The sequence below is a fragment of the Sphingomonas suaedae genome (assembly GCF_007833215.1).
GTDB classification, from domain to species: Bacteria; Pseudomonadota; Alphaproteobacteria; order Sphingomonadales; family Sphingomonadaceae; genus Sphingomonas; species Sphingomonas suaedae.
Genome location: NZ_CP042239.1, coordinates 1423823 through 1443963, shown reverse-complemented (window position 1 = coordinate 1443963; position 20141 = coordinate 1423823). Strand labels below are relative to the sequence as shown.

Here is a 20141-nt window from a genome sequence, read left to right as displayed (position 1 = left end):
CGTTACGCTGAGCAACACCAGTGCCGCGATGAGGATGGTGATGACGAACGCGGTGCCGATCCGTCGCCCCGGACCTTCAGGATCGGCGCGGGGGAGTAGGATGAGCGTGGTCGCCAGGACCAGAACCAACAGGAGATTGGGCGGCCACGCCGCAGCAAAGCCCGGGATCGGCGACCGTAGCGGCGAAATCGCGAACGACCAGCCGAGCAACCCGGCGATCGAAAGACCCGCCGCAACGGCGAAGCAGAGGGTGGCGACCCTACCGCGTGTCGATCCCTCCGGCGTCCAGTTTCGCGCCCCTGTCACTCCACACCATATACAGGCTACGCCACGCGGCGCGGCCCAATCTTACCCATTACGGATATGGTTACAACTGGTTACATGAAACGGGCTGCAATCACCGCATGGATGTGATCTTCCGGAACGTCGGAAAGCGCGAAGCTGCGCGGTGGATGCTGGCTGTGGCCGACCAGCAACCCGTCATTTCCGATTGCGATCGAGAGGGCGCGGTAGCCGTCCGGTTCGCGAAGCACGGCCAGCCCGCCCGCGACCGGGTAGCGGTCCAGATCGACGAACAGGATCGACTGGCCGGGCAATGCCGCCCCCAGCGTCGCACGACACAGACGCAAGGCGACGACGCGGCGGCCGCATCCCGGCGGTGGTGCGATCCGTTCGCCGGTATCCTGATCCAGGATGAGTCCATCGGGTCCCGCGATGCCGAGTACCGCGATGGTTCCGATGTTGGGCGCCGCAACGGGGAGCGTAGCCACCCCGGCGCCGTGCGCGGGGCCTGGATCGGCGAGTTCCGAGCGCAGCGCGGCGATCTTCTCTCGCGTCCGGCGCAATCGCTCCTCAGGATCGCTGATCGCGTTGAACCACGGATCGAGATCGCCGTTACGGTGCAATTGATCGATGCGGGCGCGCAGCGCTGCCTCATTCGCGGTGCCCAGCAACGCGCAGATCGCGGCGCGCGTAGGCGCGTTCCAGTCCTCGAAGCTGCGCTGCGCATTTTCCAGCCGTGACAGATTGACCGGCGCGATGCCATGCTGATCGGTGATCGCCTGGATCGTCAGCGCGCGATCGGATGCGCGAAGATTGCGCACCGCAGCAGCCAGCAGCACGGCGAAGCGATCGCGCGCGCGGTCGGGCAGGGGAACGCCGACAAAAGGCGCGGCCCAATCTTCGATGGAAAACGCGGGCGCATCGACATCGATCAGCAATGCGTCCGGCACGACATCCAGCGCAGCGGCGATATCGGCCAGTTCGCGGGCGCGGGCGAAGACTTCGCCGCGCTCGATCTTGGAGAGGCGGATATAGGTGAGGTCGGGAAGGCGGTGCGACAATGCGATCAGCCGGTGCAGCCCCGCCTTGCGCCGCAGCTCGCGGATGCGGTTCGGAAAAACGAAGTTGCGCCATGGATCGACGGGCACCGCCCCGTCGGGAGCGGTGCCCGTATGCAGCTTCACGGGTGCGTCCATTTCCACCTGCCTCCTTTCCCTCGGGTATAGGATAACAGGCTTCCAATAGCTATCCGGTGGCGTCTCGCTGAAACGCGCTAAATGACGCTATCCATTGTGTCGCGACGTCGCCGAGCGTGGCGGGTGCGAGATCAGCGCCCAATTGCCTGCCGGATCGAAGCGGCGCAGCGCGACGAGGCTTCCCGGTCGGGCGATGCGGCGGTCGAGCCAGCCGGGGGCGAGGGGCCATGGGTCTTCGGGAGCGACGCCGACGCCCGTGCCGTCGCTGACCAGGCCGATGCTGTGCGGCGCCATCCCGGCGGGCCAGCGCTGTTGGACGCGCTCCAGCAATTTGCGGGCGAGGCGTTCGGCGGTGCGGGCGCTGCGGCCATCGATCTCATGGCGTTTCAGCCAGCGGTCCCAGCTCGCACCGAAATCGCCATTGGTGCCGATCCCCCAAACCGCGACCAGATGGCCGGACTGGCCCAGCCAGCGATGCGCGCTGTTGCAGAAATCCCGTGCCAGCTCGTCCAGGCCGGGGTCGATGAACGGCAACAGGCCGTCGCTGTTCGCCGGAGCGATCATGATGCTCTCGCGGATCATCGGACCCGGCTCAGTGCGAACGCACGCCGCGGGGCATCGCCATCAGCTGCTCGCCCTGATCCTCGGCCTCGACTGTCGCCAGCGGTGCCGCAGCAACCGCGATCACGCGGCTCAGCTGGTTGTGCGGGGCGCTGTGGTCGGGCAGAACGGTGACGATCGGGGTCGGCTTGTCGGTCACGCGACGGCGCGCCTTGGGACGCGGGCGCTCGAACATGCCGCCGAAGCGCGGATCGTTGGCGGCGATCTCGGCGATCGTCTTCGCGGCACGCTTGGCGACCTGGCGCTGCCGTTCGCGCTCCTGCGGATCGAGTTCGGATTCGTCCGGCATGTCGTCCGACAGGCGGCGGGCGACGATCTGACGCTGGGCCTCCAGCCTTTCCTCCAGTTCGGCGATTTCGGCGGGATCGATGATTGCCGCCCCGGCCCGGAACCGCGGGAGGCGCGGGTCGAGGACCTGGACCGAACGGTTGGAGCGGGCGCGCCGCTTCATCTGTTCCATCGCGACGCCACGCAGATGATCGACATAGGCATCGAGCAACGCCTCGCGCGTCTTCACCGCGAGATGGTCGCCGGCACAGGCTTCGGTACGGTCGAGCGCGAACTCGTCCTCGATCATGCTTTCCAGCGTGTTGCTCTCGCCGTCCGCGCCGCTCGTGACGGCGTGGAGCGAGACGGTGCTCGCCTCGACTTTCTTCGCCGATGGGCGCTGATCGGTCATCAGCCGGAAGCGCAGGCTCTGAAGCTCGCCGCGCAGCTGCCAGTTGACGAAGGTCGTGAATTGGGCGCGTTCTGAATCATAGGCCTGGATCGCGCGGTGAACACCGATCGCGCAGCACTGCTCGGCGTCGTCCCAATGGCCGGCAAGGCCATATTGGCGGATGAAGTGGCGGATGCGCGGCGCCAGGATCTTCAGCACATGGGCGAAGGCGCGGTCGCCATGGACGCGCTGGCGGTTGGTCTGCGCCTCGCCATCCTTCGGCAGGTTCGCAATGACGGTTGCAACGGCGGCCTCGAGTGCAGCGGTGGTATTCGACATGATCGTTCCCCTCGATCGTATCGCCAGAGCCGCGATGGCCTTGGCTACGGGGACATGATCGCCTGTCGGCGTAAATAGGATGAAACTAATCCTATACGTATATCCACAATAGGTAATATCACAGTAACCATCCGCTCAGGCCGCACGGACCTGGGTGACAAAGCGATGCACCTGGGTGGAGAGGCTGCTCGCCTGACCCGACAGGGTGCTTGCGGAGGAAAAGACCTGGCTCGCGGCCGAGCCGGTCGCTTCAGAGGCGTGGCTGACCCCGACGATATTGGCCGAAACCTCATGCGCGGCCTGGGCGGTCTGCTGGATGTTGCGGCTGATCTCGGCGGTCGCGCTGTTCTGCTGATTTACCGCTCCGGCGATCGAATCGCTGATCTCCGCCACCTGTCCGATCGTCGCCGCGATGGTGGTGAGGCCCGACACCGCCTGGCGCGTCACATCCTGGATCTCGCGGATCTGGCCTTCGACATCCTCGGTCATGCGCTCGGTCTGGGAGGCCAGCGCCTTGACCTCTGCCGCGACCACCTCGAACGCCTTGCCGGCTTCGCCCGCCCGCGCTGCCTCGATCGATGCGTTGAGCGCCAGCATGTTGGTCTTGCCCGCAATCTGACCGATCAGGCCGACAACGGTGCCGATCCGCTCCGCTGCCTCATCAAGGGCGCGGACCACCTGGTCGGTGCGTTCGGCATCGGCGACGGCACGCTGAGTGGTTCGGGTCGAATCGGCGACCTGGGTGGCGATCATCTGGATTGACGCGGACAGCTCCTCGGCGGCAGACGCCACGGTCTGCACGCCTGCGCTCGCCTGTTCGGCGGCAGCGGCGACCGCCATCGCCCGCGTATTCGCCTCGCCGCTATGGTCGGTCAGCGACTGGGCGCTCGCCTCCAGCTCGTTCGAGGCGACACCGAGCTGATCGACCAGAACGCCGACCTGGCGCTGAAAATCTTCGGCCAGCGTCGCGAGCTTCGCGTCATAGGTCGCCTTGTTCTCGTCGATATAGCAGGAGATGGCGAGGTCCATGTCGATCATCGCCGCCATGTTGATCGCGGTGCACAGCTGCGCCGTGCGTGCGGCCGATGCCGGGCTCAACGATCGTCCCGCCGAACGTGCGGCAAGATCGAACAGATGGCGCAGGATGAAGCTGTAGCCCCCGATATACCAGCGCGGATCGAGGCCGATCTTGCTGTGCATCAGGCCGATACGCTGCACCGATTCGACATAGGCATCGTCGAACCGGCCGGAAAAGAGCATCTGCCAATGCGCCGCCTGGGCGCGTGCGGCGCGCGGCATCGCTTCGCCGTCCTTGAACATGTTCGCCAGTTCGGGCCAGCGGCGCAGGTTGACGTAGAATATGTCGAGGATTCCGGGCAGCTCCTTGTCGAGAACCGGCGCAAAACGCGCCAGCACTTCGCGGTGCGCATCGGAGAAACCGGCAAAAGCGAGACGGTCAACCAGTTCGGCACTCACGGCCATCGGGGGGTCCTTTCATCCAACGTAACCAATATAGGATGATTTGCGGACTGGCGGCCGTAGTCGTGGTTCTACCTAAGCGAAATTTTCAGGGCGCACGCGGCGATCGACATAGGTGTCGAGCCAGGCGCGATGCGCCGCGCTCGCGTCGCCGGTTGCGGCGATCGCCTGTTGCGCCCGCCCGCCGCCGATCTGAGCGCGCAGCAACAATCCCGCGCGGTCATCGGTCAGCCCGGTCTTGAGATATTTGACCGCGTCACCCGGCCCGAGATGGTGGGCGAGATAGGCGGTTCGCGCCACGGCAGAGGGATCGTCCCCGGCGCGCACCCCCGACCGTTCGAGCAGCTTGAGATTGGCACGCGCATAATCGGCGGTCGTCTCGATCGACGCGGTGGCGTCATAGCGTAGCTGCAGCATCGCCGCGCGCGCCGCCGGACGCACCTGGCCCGACCGGTCGAGCCAGCCGCGTGCCTGCGCGGTTTCGTTGAGCCATGTGCCGCGCGTCTCGGCCATCCCTTCCCAAGTGCGGCTCAGAAACTGGCCAAGGCCCGCTGCGGACGAACGGCTGTTGCGCGAATAGACGTTCCACTGACCCGAGGAATCCTTCGCCGCTTCGGCATTGACGATCGCTGCCAGCGCGGTGGCCGGGATACCGGTTCGATCGGCCGCGCGTTCCAGCGCCGGAGCGTGACGTGCATTGGCGCCGAGACGATCAGGGTCGAGTTGCAGTGCCGTCGAGCCGCCGGTCACCCTGGTTACCGGTTCGGTCGGGATATGCTGGACGGTCTGGATCGCGCGCGGCGTGGTGGCGAGATCGGCGAGTGCCAACAGGCTGTCGATGTCCATCCGGTCATCGCCGCGCTGGGGTATATTGATTTCCGCATCGGGCGCCATGGTGCCGATTGCGGCCTGCCACAGCCGTTTCTGCGCCGAGCCCAGCGCGTTGCGATGGATCGCGGCGGCGGTTGCGGCGGTGTCGGTGACCGATAGCGATCGGCCCTGAACGGTGATCATGCGCGCGCCCTCCGCAAATCGCGCGCGCGGCGGACGAACCGCGCGGCGGTCAGATCGTCGAGCATCGCCTGCTCGGCATTTTGCAGCGCGCGTTCGGCCTCGGCGCGGAACGCGTCCGCGGCATTGCCGACGGCGCGCATCGACGCATATTGCTGCGCGGCCTTGCGGCGCAGCATCGTCAATTCGACCTCCGCGTCATGGCGCAGCGTTTCCAGCCGGCGACGCTCATCCCGCGCCCGCGCGAGATAGGCATCGGCCTGAAGCTGCCACTCGACGGCGCTCAGCTCGGTTTCGCGTGCGATCTGGCTGGTCAGTGCCTCGTGCAGCGTTTGCATTCCGTCGAGCCGCGCGGTCGCATCGGCGACCAGCGCCTTGAGCGCGTCCATGTCGCGGTCGAGCGCGCGCAGCGCGGCGTCATAGGGCGTGCGCATGGTCAGTCTCCATCAGCGCGGCGAGGCGGGCAAAGCCGTCTTCGGCATGGCCGCGATCGCTTTTGGTCTGGGTCAGCATCGCCTCGATTTGCGGGGCGATCCGCACCGCGTCGTCTACTTCAGGACTGGATCCCGCCTTGTAGGCGCCCAGCCGGACGATTTCTTCCATATCGGCATAGGTGCCGAGGATACGGCGCGCGGCGAGCCGGACCTGATTCTGCTCGGGTTCGAGGCAATGGGGCAGGGTGCGTGACACCGATTTGAGCAGGTCGATCGCCGGATAGCGACCGCGCTCGGCGATCTTGCGGGTGATGACGACATGGCCGTCGAGGATGCCGCGCACCGCATCGGCAACCGGCTCGTTATGATCGTCGCCGTCGACCAGTACGGTGAACAGGCCGGTGATCGATCCCTGGCCCGGCAGGCCGGGACCTGCGCGTTCGAGCAGCCGGGGCAGCTCGGCAAAGACGGTGGGGGTATAGCCGCGTGTCGCGGGCGGCTCGCCATTGGCGAGGCCGATCTCGCGTTGCGCCATGGCGAAACGGGTGACCGAGTCCATCAGGCACAGCACGCGCAGCCCGCGGTCGCGGAAATGTTCGGCCAGCGCCAGCGTGGTCCAGGCGGCCTGGCGGCGCATCAGCGCGGGCTCGTCCGATGTGGCGACGACGACGATGCTGCGCGCCATGCCCTCGGGTCCCAGATCGTCCTCGACGAATTCCTGCACCTCGCGGCCGCGTTCGCCGATCAGGCCGATGATCGCGACATCGCATTCGGTCCAGCGCGCGAGCATCGACAGCAGTACCGACTTGCCCACCCCCGATCCGGCGAATAGGCCGAGCCGCTGGCCGGTACAGAGCGGAACGAACAGGTCGAGTGCGCGCACTCCCGTTTCGATGCGGGCGCCGACGCGCGCGCGGGTTGCGGCGAGGGGAGGGGGGGCCTTGATCGGCTGGCGGGTCGCGCCGAGCGGCAGCTCGCCCTTGCCATCCACGGGACGCCCCAGCCCATCGACCATCCGGCCAAGCCATGCATCGCACGGACGCAGCGACAGCGCGCCGGGGTGCAGCCACGCGATCGTTCCGGAGCTCAGCCCCTGCGGTTCGCGGAATGGCATACATTGGGCGAGACCCGCCTCGATCCCCGTCACTTCCGCCGGGACGATTCCATCGGGCGTGTCGATATCGATCCGCGCGCCGATCTGCGCAGCGCCGGCCAGCCCCTCGACCTCGATCAGCGCGCCACGCACCGCGACGACGCGGCCGTGCCGCTTGTCGAGCGGGAGCGCGGCAATGCTGCGCGTGGCGGTGGACAGGCTGTGCATGGCCTATCCTCAGGCCGCCTCGTTTGCAGGGACGAGCGCGGCGCCCTCGAACTCGATCAGCGTGCGGCAGGCGGCGAGGCCGCGATAGTAATCGCCCTCGGCGACAAGTCGCGCAAAGCGGACACAGGCGGCGCGGCCAGCATCGCACGTCATTGCCGGGATCAACAGCGTGAGTTCGTCGATCACCTGATTCTTGTGCGCTTCGGGTTCGTCGCCCAGATACGCCATCATCGTCGCGAAATAGAGGCGGCGCGCGGTGCTCGTCGCTTCCTCGGGCGCCATGATCTCGCGGCCGCGCAGCAGCGCGACCTTGTTCTCGATCACCAGCTCGGTGCGTCCCTTGGAACGCAGCATCGCGCCGTTGACCACCAGCGCCTCGCCGTCGCGCAGGGAAATTCGCAGCATCGTTCGGTCCTCAACTCTTGCGTTGCTGCAATCATAGAGGCCCGGGGGAGCGGGCGGTCCGGCCACCCGGAAAAAATTGCCGCCCCGGAAATTTAGGACCGCAACGCAGACCGGCGCGCTGCGCAGCGCTCTATCATGGCCATGTCCTGCCCGTTTGGGCGCGAACCGGAGACAGTCCTTGAGCCTTTATTCCGCACTTTATGCCGGCGTTTCCGGCCTGGGCGCCGAAGCGACCGCGATGGCGGTGGTTGCCGACAATATCAGCAATATCAACACGATCGGCTATAAGGGGAGCGACATTCAGTTCCGCACCCTGGTCAGCGACGGGCGTGCCAAGTCCACCTATACCGCAGGCGGCGTGATGGCTGCCCCCCAGGCGCTGATCTCGAAGCAGGGCCTGCTTCAGGCATCCAGCAGCACCACCGATCTCGGCATCGAAGGCGCTGGCTTCTTCGTCGTGCGTGAGGCGATCGGTTCGGCCAATGAAGGCGTCGCCTTCACCCGTGCGGGTTCTTTCCGCCCCGACGAGTTCGGCTATCTGCGCAATGCATCGGGCATGTATCTGCAGGGCTGGCGCCTCGATAACTATGGCGAGTTCGTGAACACCGGCAATGTCGGCGCGCTGGAGCCGGTGCGCGTTAGCGATCTGACCGGATCGGCCGCGCCGACCACGCTGATCGACATCCGCGCGAACCTTCAATCAACCGCGGAAGCCTATGCCGGCGTCTACGCCGCGGGCGACATGGCCAACGGCACGGTCACGCCGAGCTTCAGCCGTTCGTTCGACATCTTCGATGCGCAGGGTACGTCGCACCGCGTGACCATGGCCTATGTCCGCACCGGGCCGAACGCCTGGCAGGGCGAACTCTATGCCGACCCCGCCGCCGATGTCACCGCCCCTGGCGGCGTGCTGGCCAGCGGCGAGATCCGGTTCAACCCGGACGGCAGTCTGATCATGGACGATAGCGTCTATACCTCGGAGCTGTTCAATCCGGTCGATATCAGCTGGACCAACGGCGCGGGCTCGGTCCCGATGCGGCTTGGTTTGGGCAGCAACGGCACGATCAGCGGCCTCAGCCAGTTCGGTTCGGAATCGGCGCTGATTGCCGCCACTACCGATGGCGGCGTGCTGGGCAATATCGCGTCGATCCAGGTGTCGGAGACGGGTCAGCTCAGCGCGGTGTTCGACAATGGCGTCACCCGCCCGGTGTTCCAGCTGCCGGTCGCGACCTTCCCCAATCCGGATGGCCTGACGCGGCTCAGCGGCAACGCCTATCTGATGTCGGACAAGTCGGGCAACGCATCGATCGACATCGCCGGTGCGCTGGGTGCGGGCACGATCCGCGCCAGCACGCTGGAGGCGTCCACCGTCGATCTGGCGCAGGAGTTCAGCAACATGATCCGCTTCCAGCGGGCCTATAGCGCCGCGTCCAAGATCATCACCACGGTGGACGACATGCTGCAGGAAGTCAGCAACCTGAAGCGCTGATTGCACTTCTGGCGGGGGACGGTTTGTGTCGCTGAGCGAAATCCTGGGGGCGGCCGTATCGGGCCTGAACGCGGCGCAGGCCGGGCTCAAGACCGTGTCGACCAACATCGCCAATGTCGGCACCCCCGGCTATGCGCGCGAGCGCGTCAATCAGTCGACCGCCGTCACCGCCGACCGGATCAGCGGCGTCACCGTCGGAGAACCGATCCGGATCGCCGACAAATTCCTGGAAGCGGCGGTGTACCGCCGCGCCACGGACCTTGGGGTGTCCGAGGTCCAGGCAAATTATCTCGACCGGATGCAGGCGCTGCTCGGCGCACCCGATTCCGAATCCGGTCTGCCCTCGCGGCTTGATGCGATCAACAGCGCGGCCATCGCAATGACCGGCGCGCTGGGCGCCGAACAGAATGCCGCCGACTTTATCGCGCGCGCCGCGGACGCGATCGGCACGATCCAGCGGCTCGATACCGATATCGCGATGTTGTCGGCGGATGCGGACGCCGAAATCGGCATGTCGGTCGAGCGGATCAACGCGCTGCTGACCCAGATCCACAAGCTCAACGACACGGTGTCGCGGCTCGACGGGCTTGGGCGCAGTTCGGCAGGTACGGTCGATCAGCGCAATATGGCGGTCGAGGAATTGAGCGGGATGCTCGGGGTGGTCGCGCGCGAACAACCCAATGGCCGGATCATGATCGAAACGTCGAGCGGCGCACCGCTGCTCGACGGGCGGCTGCGGCTATTGTCCTATCCGAGCTCCAAATCGGGGACCGGCGCGGCGCTGGCCGATTATCCCGGCATCGATATTCGCTTCGCCAATGAAAGGGGCGAAATGGGCGCCGCAACCGGCGACCGCATCGAATCCTCGGCGGTCGGCGGAAAGCTGGGCGGTCTCATCGACCTGCGCGACCGCACCATGCCGGGCTTCCGCGAGCAGTTGGGGACGCTGTTCACCGGTCTCGCGCGCGCGCTCAACGGCGCGTCCAATGCGTCCAGCTCGGTCCCGGCTCCGGCGCGCCTCTATGGCAGTACGACCGCGCTGGCGACCAGCGACCGGCTCGGCTTTACCGGTGCATCCTATTTCGCCGTCACTGCGGCGGACGGCACTGTCGTCGCGCAAACCCGGGTCGATTTCGACGCGCTGGGCGCGGGGGCAACGGTCAATGATGCGCTGACCGCGATCAACGCCGGACTTGGCGGTGCGGGTACCGCGACGTTTGCCAACGGACGCCTCGTGATCGAGGCGAGCGGCGCCGGCCGCGGCGTTGTCGTCGCCGATGATGCCACCGCCCCCTCGAACCGGGGCGGCGTCGGGTTCAGCCAGTATTTCGGCCTCAACGACATGGTCCGGGCCGAAGGGGCCCTGACTGTCCCCGCCGGGTTCGCACCGGGCGATGCGCATGGGTTCGACACTGGCAGCACCGCCGATCTGATGCTGCGCGATGCTTCGGGTCGCGTGATCGCACGCGCGACGATGGCGCCGGTGGGGGGCGGAACGATGGGCGACCTCGTCACCCAACTCAACACCAGCCCGCTCGGCACCTATGGCAGCTTCTCGATCGATGGCGCAGGGCGATTTCGGTTCGATCAGGCGCCGGGTGTCACCGGAACGGTGCTGTCGATCCCGGCGGATTCCACCAACCGCCACGCCACCGGAATTTCCTTCTCCGCCCTGGCGGGGCTGACCGGCAGTACCAACGCGCTCGCGGCGGGACAGGTGGCGCCGGAACTGCGCAACACGCCCTCGCGCCTGCCGCTCGCGATCTTCGACCCGTCGGCAGGCGTCGGCAATCGCGGGTTGCTGGCGACCGATACGCGCGCCGCGCAATTCTATACCGACAGCTTCAGCAAGGTCGCCGATCTGGGCAAGGACGGCAACGTCTCGCTTGAACGCTATGCCTCGCTGATCCTGGGCGAGGCTGGCACCACCGCAGCCAATGCCCAGAGCCGTCTGGAAGACGCGACCGCGCGCAAGCAGGACGCGACCAATCGTCGCGACAGCTTTTCCGGCGTCAATATCGACGAGGAGCTGGCGCAGATGATCGTCCTGCAAAACAGCTATTCCGCTGCGGCGCGCGTCGTGAGTGTGGCGGGCGAAATGTACGACACCCTGATCGGCATGATGAACTGAGGAATCCGCAGATGCGTGTCGCAACCATCCCCCTGCAACAGACCACGGCGAACGCGATCCAGCGCGCGCAGCAAAAGCTGGCCGTCACCCAGGCGCAGCTGTCCACGGGCAAGAAGGCGCCCGACCTCGCGGCGCTGGGCAGCGAGGCGGTCCGCACGCTGTCTGCGCATACCCTGCTCGCCAAGCAGGAGGCTCATGCCAGCACCGCGACGCGGCTCGGCACGACCTTGTCGCTGTATGAGACCGCGATCACCGCGATCGAGAATACGACGATGGATCTTGGCAATCGCGTGCTCCAGGCGATCGGCACCGGCGAGGCCGCGGGCCTTGACGAGGCGATCTCCGCGACGTTCGATCAGTTCCGCTCAATGCTCAACGCCAGCGAGGGCGGCTTGCCGTTGTTCGGCGGCGGTATCGCGGGCGAGCCGTTCACAGCGGTGAAGATCGAGGAACTGATCGGCACGAGCGCGAGCGATCATTTCGTCGACGGCAATGCCAGGGCGCGCGCCCGGGTCGGCGACGGACTCGATCTCAACTATGGGATCACCGCGACCGAGATCGGCGCGGAGGTCACCGATATCTATCGCCAGCTGATCGAGGCTGGACCGTTCGACGAGCAGCTCAGCGATGCGCAGAAGGACACGCTGCGCGGGATCAAGGACCAGCTTGACGATGCGTTGGGCAATGTCCGGCGCTCCAATGCCGAAAATGGCCGCCGCCTCGCCCAGACCGAGACGCTGGTCGATCGCGCGAACGAACGCGCGCTGGTGCTGAAAGATGTCATCAGCCGCAATGAGGACGCCGATCTCGCCCAGGTTGCGATGGACCTGGCACAGCACAAGACCGCGCTGGAGGCGAGCTACTCGGTCTTCAGCCAGCTCAACCAGCTGAGCCTGCTTTCCTACCTGCGTTAACTTTTCCGACGCCGATCCCTGATTTGTCACCGAAAACCAACGCGCACGGCGCGTGAAGACAGAAAGCGAAAGCCCCCATGCAAGCCTTCACCAATCTCAAGATAGCCTACAAGATCGCGGCGCTGATGCTGATGCTGGGCGCGGTAACGCTTGCCGTCGCGTTCAATGGCACCAGCGCGATCCGCAAGGTCGATGCCGGCTATTCGCACCTGTCCGACACCTTGCTCCCGAACAATGTCGAGCTGGCCCGCTCCTATCAGGGCGCGCTCCAAATGACCTATTCGGGATATCAGCTCACCGCCTATCCGGGCCGCAGCGCGGAAGGGCGCGCGGCGGTGGAAGCCGAGCGCGAAGCCTATACGACCGCGCGCAAGCGTCTGGTCGATATGATGAAGGCGGAACCCAAGACCGCGCCGGTCATCGAGGTGTTGATCAAGCAGTTCGACGAATTGCATCGCCTGACAACTGAAGCGATGAAGTTCGGCCTGGCCGACCGCAATGATGAGGCGCGCGCCGGGATGGCGCAGGCAGACCTCAAGGCTGCGGAAATTCGCAAGGAACTGCGCCGCTTCACGGAGGAGCGCTCCGGTGTCGCGAAGGCCGAGGCCGATGCGCTGACGGAGTCGACCAACGGCGCTGTCACCTCGATGCTGGTCATCGGCCTGCTCGGTGTCGTCCTTGCAGTGGGGTTCGGAATCTTCGTCGCGCGCCGGACGATCATCGCGCCGCTATTGGGCCTTGAGGGCACGATGCGGACGCTTGCGAGCGGCAACAACGCGATCGATGTCGTGGGAACCGATCGTCGTGATGAAGTGGGCGAGATGGCCAAGGCCGTACTCGTCTTCCGCGACGCCGCGCGCGAACTGGCGCGTACCGAAGCTGCCAAGGCCGCAGCCGAAGCCGAGCAGAAGCAGGTGATCGACACGCTTTCGCACCATCTTGAAACGCTGGCTCAGGGTGATTTGTCGCGCGGAATCGATGCCGAGTTCAGCGGCAGCTATGCCGGTCTCAAGGCCAATTTCAACGGCGCGGTGGAATCGCTTCGCACCCTCATCCAGTCGGTGATGGACAGCGCGCGCACGATCGGCGCGGGATCGAGCGAGATCGAACAGGCGTCCGAAGATCTGGCCCGCCGCACCGAAAGCGCGGCAGCCTCGCTTGAGGAAACCTCCGCCGCCGTGTCGCAGATCAACGATCGCCTGCGCGCCGGGGCAGAGGCCTCGACCCGCACCGTCGGTCGCGCCGATCAGGCGATCGTCACCGTCGGCACCGGCCGCGGCACCGCCGAGGAGGCCGTCTCCGCGATGGGCCGCGTCGCCGATAGCGCCAAGGGCATCGACAGCGTGATCGAAGGGCTCGACAAGATCGCCTTCCAGACCCGCGTCCTCGCGATGAACGCGGCGGTCGAGGCGGGCCGTGCGGGCGAAGCGGGTCGCGGCTTCGCGGTCGTCGCCGACCTGGTCGGGCAGCTCGCCATGCGTTCCGAGGAAGAGGCGAAGCGCGCGCGCGAACAGCTCACCACCACGCAGAATGATGTCGAGCTCGCGGTATCGGCGGTCCAGCGGGTCGATGGTGCATTGGTCGCGATTTCGGCGGACGTGTCGACCGTCCACGAACTGCTCGGCACAATGGCCCAGGACAATCAGGCCCAGGCTGCGGCGATCCAGCAGATCGCGTCGGCGATCAGCACGATGGATCATTCGACGCAGCAAAATGCGGCGATGGTCGAGGAAGCCTCGGCCGCAGCGCGCAGCCTGAATGCCGAAGTCGGCGTGCTTGGCCAGCGTGCGGGCGCATTCCGCACCGGTGCGGCGACCCAGGTGGTTCGGGCTGCGCCGGTACGCAAGCCCGCAACGCCTGCGCCCGCGCCTGCGCGCGCCGTCGGATCGGCCAAGGCTGCGCCGGCCAGGCTGACCAAGCCGGGCAAGGCGAGCAAGCCCAGCGAGATCGTCTATCAGTCCCCGGTCAAGCCGCTGCCACCTGCGGCGATCCCCTCGCTGGTTCGGGACAATGACGACTGGGATGAATTCTGATCCCCAAGCCGGTCGCTCCGGCGCCTGTCGCGGTGGCATTCCATGCGGAGTGCCACCGCTTTTTTGTGCGCAGCAAAGATGCGCGCGGCGGCAGCGCCGCTGGGTGGTTCAGGAAAGGGGTGCCCGCTAGGCTGGGCTAGGCGTTTGGCGGTTCAGGAGTTGCTGAGTAACAGCAGGTCGCCATCGACCGCCGCATCTGCCAGGCCCGCCATCGCGGCGTCGAGCGCGGCAGGGTCGCTCGCACCGTCGGGAGAAGCGAGTGCATCGAGCGCTGCGCCCGAGGGGGTGCCGCGCAGCGCGCCGCTTTGGCCGCGATGCAGCGCGGTCAGTCCGGCCTCATCGCCCAGCATCGCCAGCGCAACCGCCTGACGCAGCACGGCAGTGCGGTTGACCGGCAACCGGGTGCGATTGGCCTGCGCAAAGCGCTTCCACGCGCGTGCCTGCCACAGCATTTCGGCGCGCAGATCGCCGGATTCCGGGATCTGATCGAGCATCGCCAGTGCGTCCTCGCGCCGACCCATGCGATAGGTCGCGATCGCCTGCATCCGCCGCCGATCGCTGGCGATGGCGTCGGGATAGGCCGGACCATCGCTCAGCCGCAGCGCCGAAAGCGCCTGATCGGGCTTACCCGCGCGCAACAACAGGCGTGCGATACGCACCGATAGCGGTCCTTTGGCGATATCGACCGCCCGCGCGACCATCTGATAGTTCAATAGTTCGGCGGCGCGTGCATATAGCCCAGCCTCGGCGAGCCGGTCGGACAGGCGCGTGACCATCAGATCGCCTGCCGCGCCGGTGGGGGCAAGGTCGCGATATTCCCAGAAGAGTCCCGCCGCCTCTGCAATCGGGCGCTTGCGGTCATCGATCAGCGTCGCCAGCTCCGTCTGGATCGCGGCGAGCGCGCGGGGCGTATCCGCGCCAAGATCGAAATAGCGGAACAGCGTCGCCGATGCGGTGAGCACCGCGACCCGATCGCCCACGCGCTGCGCCAGATCGCGCTTCAGCGCGATCGCCGCGCGTTCGGTCGCGTCTCCCCGCCAGCTCAGCATCAGCGCATCGAGCCGCTTGCTCGCCTGTCGATAGCCGATCTTGCGCGCATCGACGCCGAGGCGGATCAGTTCGAGTTCCGCCGCCGCGCGCTCGCTTGGTGCCCCGGAGAGCAACACGCGCTCGAACTTGAGGCGTCCCGCGTCGCGCTGTCCCAAGCGGGCCAGCGCGACGCCGCGTCGCAGGTTCGCGGCGGGATCCTGCTCCGGCATTGCCGACAGAAAGCGTAGCGCGCGCGCAGGATCGCCGGTTTCGATCAGCCCATCGGCGGCGGCAGTCAGAAAGGGGCCGCGCTCGCCCGGTGCGCGCACGCGGATCGCGGGAAGCGCGCATTTGAGCAGCGCGGGCGTTATCGTCGCTCCGGCGCGTACCTGCCAGGCGCACGCCTCCGCATCGGCGGCGAGCTCGGGAATGTTGAGCCAGTCGCGGGCTGCTTCGTCACGTCCTATCAGCACGCTTGCCGCCCCGGTTGCCAGCCGCCAGGCCGGAACCAGTTCGAGCGCCGCATCGTCGCGCCGCATCGTTTCGAGCACACCCAACGCCTCCGCCCCATGCGCCTTGTCGAGCAAGGCGGTGGCGAGCTTCCACCGCGCGCCCTGACGGGTTTCGGCGGTGCTTTTTGCGATGAGCGACCAAGCGAGCGGGATGTCGATCGCCGGGCGTTCACCTGCTGCGGCGCGCGGCATTTCGGCGAGCTGCGCAGCAAAGGGGGGAAGCCGAGAGCCTGCGGGCGGGCCAGCCGGGGCAGGGGCAGACCGGGCGGGGGCGGTCGAAGCCGTTGGTTGCGGTTCGCCTCCGCTCGCCGCGAGCGCGCTCGTCGCCACTCCTGCGAAGAGCAGACTTGCGTGGCGCAGCGCGCGGCTCATGGTCGAATCAGAAACGCCTGAAGCGCCCCACCGATCGCCGCACTTGCAAGAAACAATATTACCATCCCGGTCCCCAGCCTGGGGCGCACGGGCGTTGTGCGCCTATGCGTAGCGCCTTTGGCGGCGGGCATCGGTGCAGGGCGGACGACGCGGCTGGATGCCGTATCGCTCGCTCCGAATATCCGTGCGCGTTTGGGCTTCTGATCGTAGCTCATTCGGGTCCCGACGGGGTGAATTCATTCTATTATAGAGAGGTTGGACCATGCGCGGTCCGGCACCTCGCCCCTTTCCCCGGAGTTTCCGATGCGCCTTTCGACCGCCCGATTGCCCGCCGCCGCGGCGCTGCTTGCCCTGGCTGCGCCTGCCGGGGCCGCTGGTGGCGGAAGCAGCGAAGTCGTTTCGCTGGGCACGTTCAACGTGCCGATCATCGACGGGGGACGGGTCGATGGCAGCCTTCAACTCGAGCTGGCCGTCACGCCGGCCGATCGTGCCGACGTGCAGAAACTGGGCGCGGCGCAGCCTGCGCTGCGTGCAGCGGTGCTGGGCGCAGTGCTGGATTTCGCCCAGCTGCGGGCATCGCCGCGTGTCGCGGTGGATGCCGATGCGTTGTCCCAGGCGCTCGATGCTGCCGCCCGGGCTGCCGATCCGGCGGCGGCGCATGTGCTGATCCTCGAAGTCCGCACGCGATCGGCCTCGCCTACGCCCTGACCGGCTGGCGTCAAAGGTGGCGAAGACCCGTGTGCGGGAGCACCGCGCGTAACACGCGGTCGATTGCGGTCACCAGTTCGTCGTCGCCATTGCGGGTCGCCTCCCGGATCAGCCGTTCCAGCTCGTCCAGCGTCGAGCGGCCCATGCGGCGCAGATGGTGCGGCGCGCTCGCCTCGATCATGATCCGGTCTGCGGCATCATCCAGGATCGGTAAGGCGCAATCGATGAAATCGGTCCGCGCCACCCGATCGGCAATGAATACCGCACCCAGCCCTACCCCCTCCACGCCCCGCAACGGGGCGGCCGCAAAGGCGCGTATGGCGATCGGTCCGGCGACCGCTGGATGCGCCGCGAAATGGGGAATGGCGAGCAGGTCGGGTTCGATGGCGCGGCGGGGCAGCCCGCGCTCGTCCACACATAAGGCTTCGGCAATCGGCAGGCGATCGACATCAAGCCCGATCGCAACGGGAAGCCAGCAAAATTGGCCATCGATGACCGATACGCCAGCGATCGGCGCGCTCGCCTGATGGGCAAGCTCGTGAAGCAGCTCGTGCAGCCGCGGCGATTGGCGCAGCGCGAGCAACCCCGAAGCGAACAGGGCGGCTCGCCGGAATGCATCCGCACTGGAAACCGGGATGTCGCCCGATTCGGGGACTGTCACTGTCTTCTCCGATCAAGAACCCCCGCGCGATGCAGAATGTCGATTTCTTATGCCATTCGCCAGTATCGTAGAAATACGTATCTGCGTCTCATTCTCACTTGGAGACGGTCTTGCGACCCCCCGTCTGCTTGGCCGCAGCCCCTTGTGACGTCTCGCCCCGGGCCAGCGCCATGCCGAGCGTCGCGGCGGCTTCGGGCGACATTGCCTGCATCATCAGCGCCGCATTGCGATCACGCATCCGCTGCGCGACCTGAAACTGCACCTCGGGGGTCAGCTTCTCGAACACCGGCGCGGCCTTGGCGGGTTTCATCGACTGGAAGATCCGGGCGAGGTCGCTGTACCGTTCTTCCGCCGCCGGCGCGGCCTGTGACGCGTCGGTGGTGGGGGAGGGGGTTGCGGTCGCCGCTTGCTTTTGCGCCTGCTGTTGCCGCTGCAGCCTCAGCCGTGCCGCCTTCAGCGCCTGTTCGCGCAGGTCCAGCGTGCGGCGGCGCTCGGCCTCCTTGCGCTGGGCGTCGCTCAACTCGCCTTCGATCTGGGTGCCGAGCCGGGTTTTCGGGACGACCGACTGCCCGACCGTGACCGCTGCATCGACGCCATTGGCGATCGCGCCGATCCCGGCCGCGCCGACCAGCAGCAACAGAAAGGGAACCCGCATCAATAACGCTCCACCGGCTCGACGCGCCGGGCCGCCGCGGCGGCATCGACCAGCCGTTCGGCGGTCGAATCGGCGATGTCGATCATCATCCGCAGCTCGTCGGAAATTGCCTTGGCGCGCGCAGTGTCGCCCGCACGGCTGGAATATTGGGTCAGCGTGCCCTTGAGCTCGGACAGGACGAGGCGCGCCTGGACCGTCGCCTGATCGAGCGCGGAGACCATCTGGCCCAGGTCGTTTCGCTTGAGCGCGTTCAGGCTGCGCATCATCCGCATACTCTGCACGACCACCGCCGCGCACAAGAACATGGTCAGCACATTCGCTGCGATCTGATAGGTCATGCGCGTTTTTCCTTGGCGATATCGGACACCAGCCGAACCGCGATCTTGTTCGATCGCTGGCCGATCTGCGCGCGACCGATGGTCACGCCGCCGCATTGCATGTCGAGGGGTTGATCGGGGTCGGCGAACAGCGGAATGGTCTGGCCGACCTTGAAGTCACGCACGACGCCCAGCTCCATGTCGCGCTCGCCCAACAGCACATCGAGCGTCACATCGACCTTGCGGACTTCGGACGCCATGTGCGATTCCCAGATCGTGTCGCGACCCAGCTTTTCGCCCATGAAGCGCTGGTTGAGCAAATGGCGCACCGGTTCGATCGTCGCATAGGGCAGCAGGATGCTGAAGCTGCCGCCCCGCTCGTCCATATCGACGCGAAAGGTGGCGACGGCGCACACATTGGTGGTTCCCGCGATCGCGACGAAGCGCGGGCTGCTCTCGACGCGCTCCAGCTCGATCGTCGTCGGGGTGATCGGCGCCATCGAGGTCGACAGGTCGCTGAGCACATGGCCCAGCATCCGCGACACCAGATCGGTCTCGATCGTCGTGAAACCGCGACCGTCGATCATCAACGGCTCGCCGCCGCGTCGTCCGCCCAGCAGCGCATCGACCACCGCATAGATCAGGCCGGAGTCGACCGTCACCAGCCCGTAATTCTCCCACTCCTCGACGCGGAACACGCCGATCATTGCGGGGAGCATGATGTGGTTGAGATAGTCGCCGAAACGGATCGAGGTCACTTCCTCCAGGCTCACATCGATCGCGTCGGAGGTAAGGTTGCGCATCGAGGTGGCAAAGATGCGGACCATGCGGTCGAACACCACCTCCAGCATCGGCAGCCGCTCGCGGCTGATGACGTTGGATTCGATGACCGCGCGCAGCCCCTGTTTCGGCTGGCCGAAGCCGCCGACCTGGCCGAACAGCGCGTCGATGCCCGCCTGGTCGAGCAGCCCCTCGGCGCCCTGATCGATCCGCGGCGGTTCGGGCAGGTCGAAATCGTCGAAATCGTCGCTCATTGCTGCACCAGATCCTGGATCAGCACGTCTTTCACCTGATCGGCGCCAAGCGTCTGGGTGGCGCGGATCAGCAGCTCTTCCTTGACGCGATAGACTGCGCCGGAACCGTTGAGATCCTCTGGACGCAGTTCGCGCAAAAAGGGCTGATAGGCATCGATCACCAGCGGGAGCTTCTCCTTGAGGCTCTCGCTCGACACCCCGGCTTGTGGCACCAGCATGAAGTGAATTTTCAGGAAGCGGGCGGCACCGTCGGTGCTGCGCAGGTTCACGACCAGCGGCGGCACATCCAGATAGGCGGATGTACCTTCCTTGCCCTCTTCCGCCTCGGACTCTGCTTTGGCGTCTTCATGGCCCCCGGCAGATTCTGCCGCCTCGCCGTCAGAGCCCATCAGGAACCAGGCCGCACCGCCACCGCCGCCGCCCAGCACCAGTAAAGCCGCGCCCGCGATGATGAGCAGTTTCTTCTTCCCGCCCTTCTTCTTGGGTGGTGCGCCCTCGTCCGCCTCGACGATGATGTCGTCGCTCATATCCCGTTCCCAC

Annotated in this window: 19 protein-coding genes; 5 read left to right on the top strand and 14 right to left on the bottom strand. The window is 66.5% G+C overall.

The features are described from left to right. Positions 1-377: 377 nt before the first annotated feature. The 8 genes from FPZ54_RS06880 to FPZ54_RS06845 all read right to left on the bottom strand — a co-directional run bounded on the left by FPZ54_RS06880 (position 378) and on the right by FPZ54_RS06845 (position 7746). Positions 378-1466 carry a helix-turn-helix domain-containing protein gene (locus tag FPZ54_RS06880; protein WP_186456938.1) on the bottom strand — a complete coding sequence of 363 codons (1089 nt, stop codon included), beginning with the start codon at positions 1464-1466 and terminating at the stop codon, positions 378-380. Between the two features lie 99 nt (positions 1467-1565). After that, positions 1566-2060, bottom strand: coding sequence for a hypothetical protein (locus FPZ54_RS06875; RefSeq protein ID WP_145845973.1), 495 nt, complete (start codon positions 2058-2060; stop codon positions 1566-1568). 10 nt (positions 2061-2070) lie between these two features. Beyond that, entirely contained in the window at positions 2071-3096 is a 1026-nt protein-coding gene (locus FPZ54_RS06870; RefSeq protein WP_186456937.1) for a sigma-70 family RNA polymerase sigma factor, read from the bottom strand. 135 nt (positions 3097-3231) lie between these two features. Beyond that, a complete protein-coding gene (locus FPZ54_RS06865; protein WP_145845971.1) occupies positions 3232-4578 on the bottom strand; it encodes a globin-coupled sensor protein in 1347 nt (448 codons plus the stop codon). 72 nt (positions 4579-4650) lie between these two features. Next, positions 4651-5589 carry a peptidoglycan-binding protein gene (locus tag FPZ54_RS06860; RefSeq protein WP_145845970.1) on the bottom strand — a complete coding sequence of 313 codons (939 nt, stop codon included), beginning with the start codon at positions 5587-5589 and terminating at the stop codon, positions 4651-4653. Continuing rightward, positions 5586-6020, bottom strand: coding sequence for a hypothetical protein (locus FPZ54_RS06855; RefSeq protein WP_145845969.1), 435 nt, complete (start codon positions 6018-6020; stop codon positions 5586-5588). The genes FPZ54_RS06860 and FPZ54_RS06855 overlap by 4 nt, the downstream gene beginning before the upstream one ends. Then, a complete protein-coding gene (gene fliI, locus FPZ54_RS06850; protein WP_145845967.1) occupies positions 6004-7341 on the bottom strand; it encodes a flagellar protein export ATPase FliI in 1338 nt (445 codons plus the stop codon). Before fliI ends, FPZ54_RS06855 begins: the two co-directional genes overlap by 17 nt. Before the next feature lie 9 nt (positions 7342-7350). Then, positions 7351-7746 carry a flagellar biosynthesis repressor FlbT gene (locus tag FPZ54_RS06845; protein ID WP_145845966.1) on the bottom strand — a complete coding sequence of 132 codons (396 nt, stop codon included), beginning with the start codon at positions 7744-7746 and terminating at the stop codon, positions 7351-7353. Positions 7747-7924: 178 nt separating this feature from the next. On the opposite strand from FPZ54_RS06845, the gene FPZ54_RS06840 reads away from it, so the two are divergent. The 4 genes from FPZ54_RS06840 to FPZ54_RS06825 all read left to right on the top strand — a co-directional run bounded on the left by FPZ54_RS06840 (position 7925) and on the right by FPZ54_RS06825 (position 14313). Continuing rightward, positions 7925-9235, top strand: a complete 1311-nt coding sequence (locus FPZ54_RS06840; protein WP_145845964.1) for a flagellar hook protein FlgE — start codon at positions 7925-7927, stop codon at positions 9233-9235. A gap of 25 nt (positions 9236-9260) precedes the next feature. Then, positions 9261-11366 carry a flagellar hook-associated protein FlgK gene (locus FPZ54_RS06835; protein ID WP_145845962.1) on the top strand — a complete coding sequence of 702 codons (2106 nt, stop codon included), beginning with the start codon at positions 9261-9263 and terminating at the stop codon, positions 11364-11366. 11 nt (positions 11367-11377) lie between these two features. Beyond that, positions 11378-12280: a flagellin gene (locus FPZ54_RS06830; protein ID WP_145845961.1), complete on the top strand. Its 903-nt coding sequence runs from the start codon at positions 11378-11380 to the stop codon at positions 12278-12280. Positions 12281-12357: 77 nt separating this feature from the next. Beyond that, positions 12358-14313, top strand: a complete 1956-nt coding sequence (locus tag FPZ54_RS06825; RefSeq protein ID WP_145845959.1) for a methyl-accepting chemotaxis protein — start codon at positions 12358-12360, stop codon at positions 14311-14313. A gap of 152 nt (positions 14314-14465) precedes the next feature. On the opposite strand, the gene FPZ54_RS06820 is transcribed toward FPZ54_RS06825, so the two are convergent. Then, positions 14466-16046, bottom strand: coding sequence for a hypothetical protein (locus FPZ54_RS06820; RefSeq protein ID WP_145845958.1), 1581 nt, complete (start codon positions 16044-16046; stop codon positions 14466-14468). Between the two features lie 483 nt (positions 16047-16529). Here FPZ54_RS06820 and FPZ54_RS06815 point away from each other — a divergent pair, with 483 nt between their 5' ends. After that, positions 16530-16934, top strand: a complete 405-nt coding sequence (locus tag FPZ54_RS06815) for a hypothetical protein (protein ID WP_145845956.1) — start codon at positions 16530-16532, stop codon at positions 16932-16934. Positions 16935-16944: 10 nt separating this feature from the next. Here the strand turns inward: FPZ54_RS06815 and FPZ54_RS06810 are convergent, their stop codons facing one another. The 5 genes from FPZ54_RS06810 to FPZ54_RS06790 all read right to left on the bottom strand — a co-directional run bounded on the left by FPZ54_RS06810 (position 16945) and on the right by FPZ54_RS06790 (position 20128). Further along, positions 16945-17595: a hypothetical protein gene (locus FPZ54_RS06810; protein ID WP_145845954.1), complete on the bottom strand. Its 651-nt coding sequence runs from the start codon at positions 17593-17595 to the stop codon at positions 16945-16947. A 94-nt stretch (positions 17596-17689) separates the two neighbouring features. Beyond that, the gene (locus FPZ54_RS06805; RefSeq protein WP_145845952.1) at positions 17690-18250 is read right to left on the bottom strand and encodes a MotE family protein; all 561 of its coding nucleotides are present in this window, start codon (positions 18248-18250) and stop codon (positions 17690-17692) included. Beyond that, a complete protein-coding gene (locus tag FPZ54_RS06800) occupies positions 18250-18588 on the bottom strand; it encodes a DUF6468 domain-containing protein (protein WP_145845951.1) in 339 nt (112 codons plus the stop codon). Before FPZ54_RS06800 ends, FPZ54_RS06805 begins: the two co-directional genes overlap by 1 nt. Further along, a complete protein-coding gene (gene fliM / locus FPZ54_RS06795; RefSeq protein ID WP_145845949.1) occupies positions 18585-19601 on the bottom strand; it encodes a flagellar motor switch protein FliM in 1017 nt (338 codons plus the stop codon). Before fliM ends, FPZ54_RS06800 begins: the two co-directional genes overlap by 4 nt. Beyond that, the gene (locus tag FPZ54_RS06790; RefSeq protein WP_145845947.1) at positions 19598-20128 is read right to left on the bottom strand and encodes a flagellar basal body-associated FliL family protein; all 531 of its coding nucleotides are present in this window, start codon (positions 20126-20128) and stop codon (positions 19598-19600) included. Before FPZ54_RS06790 ends, fliM begins: the two co-directional genes overlap by 4 nt. Positions 20129-20141 lie beyond the last annotated feature (13 nt).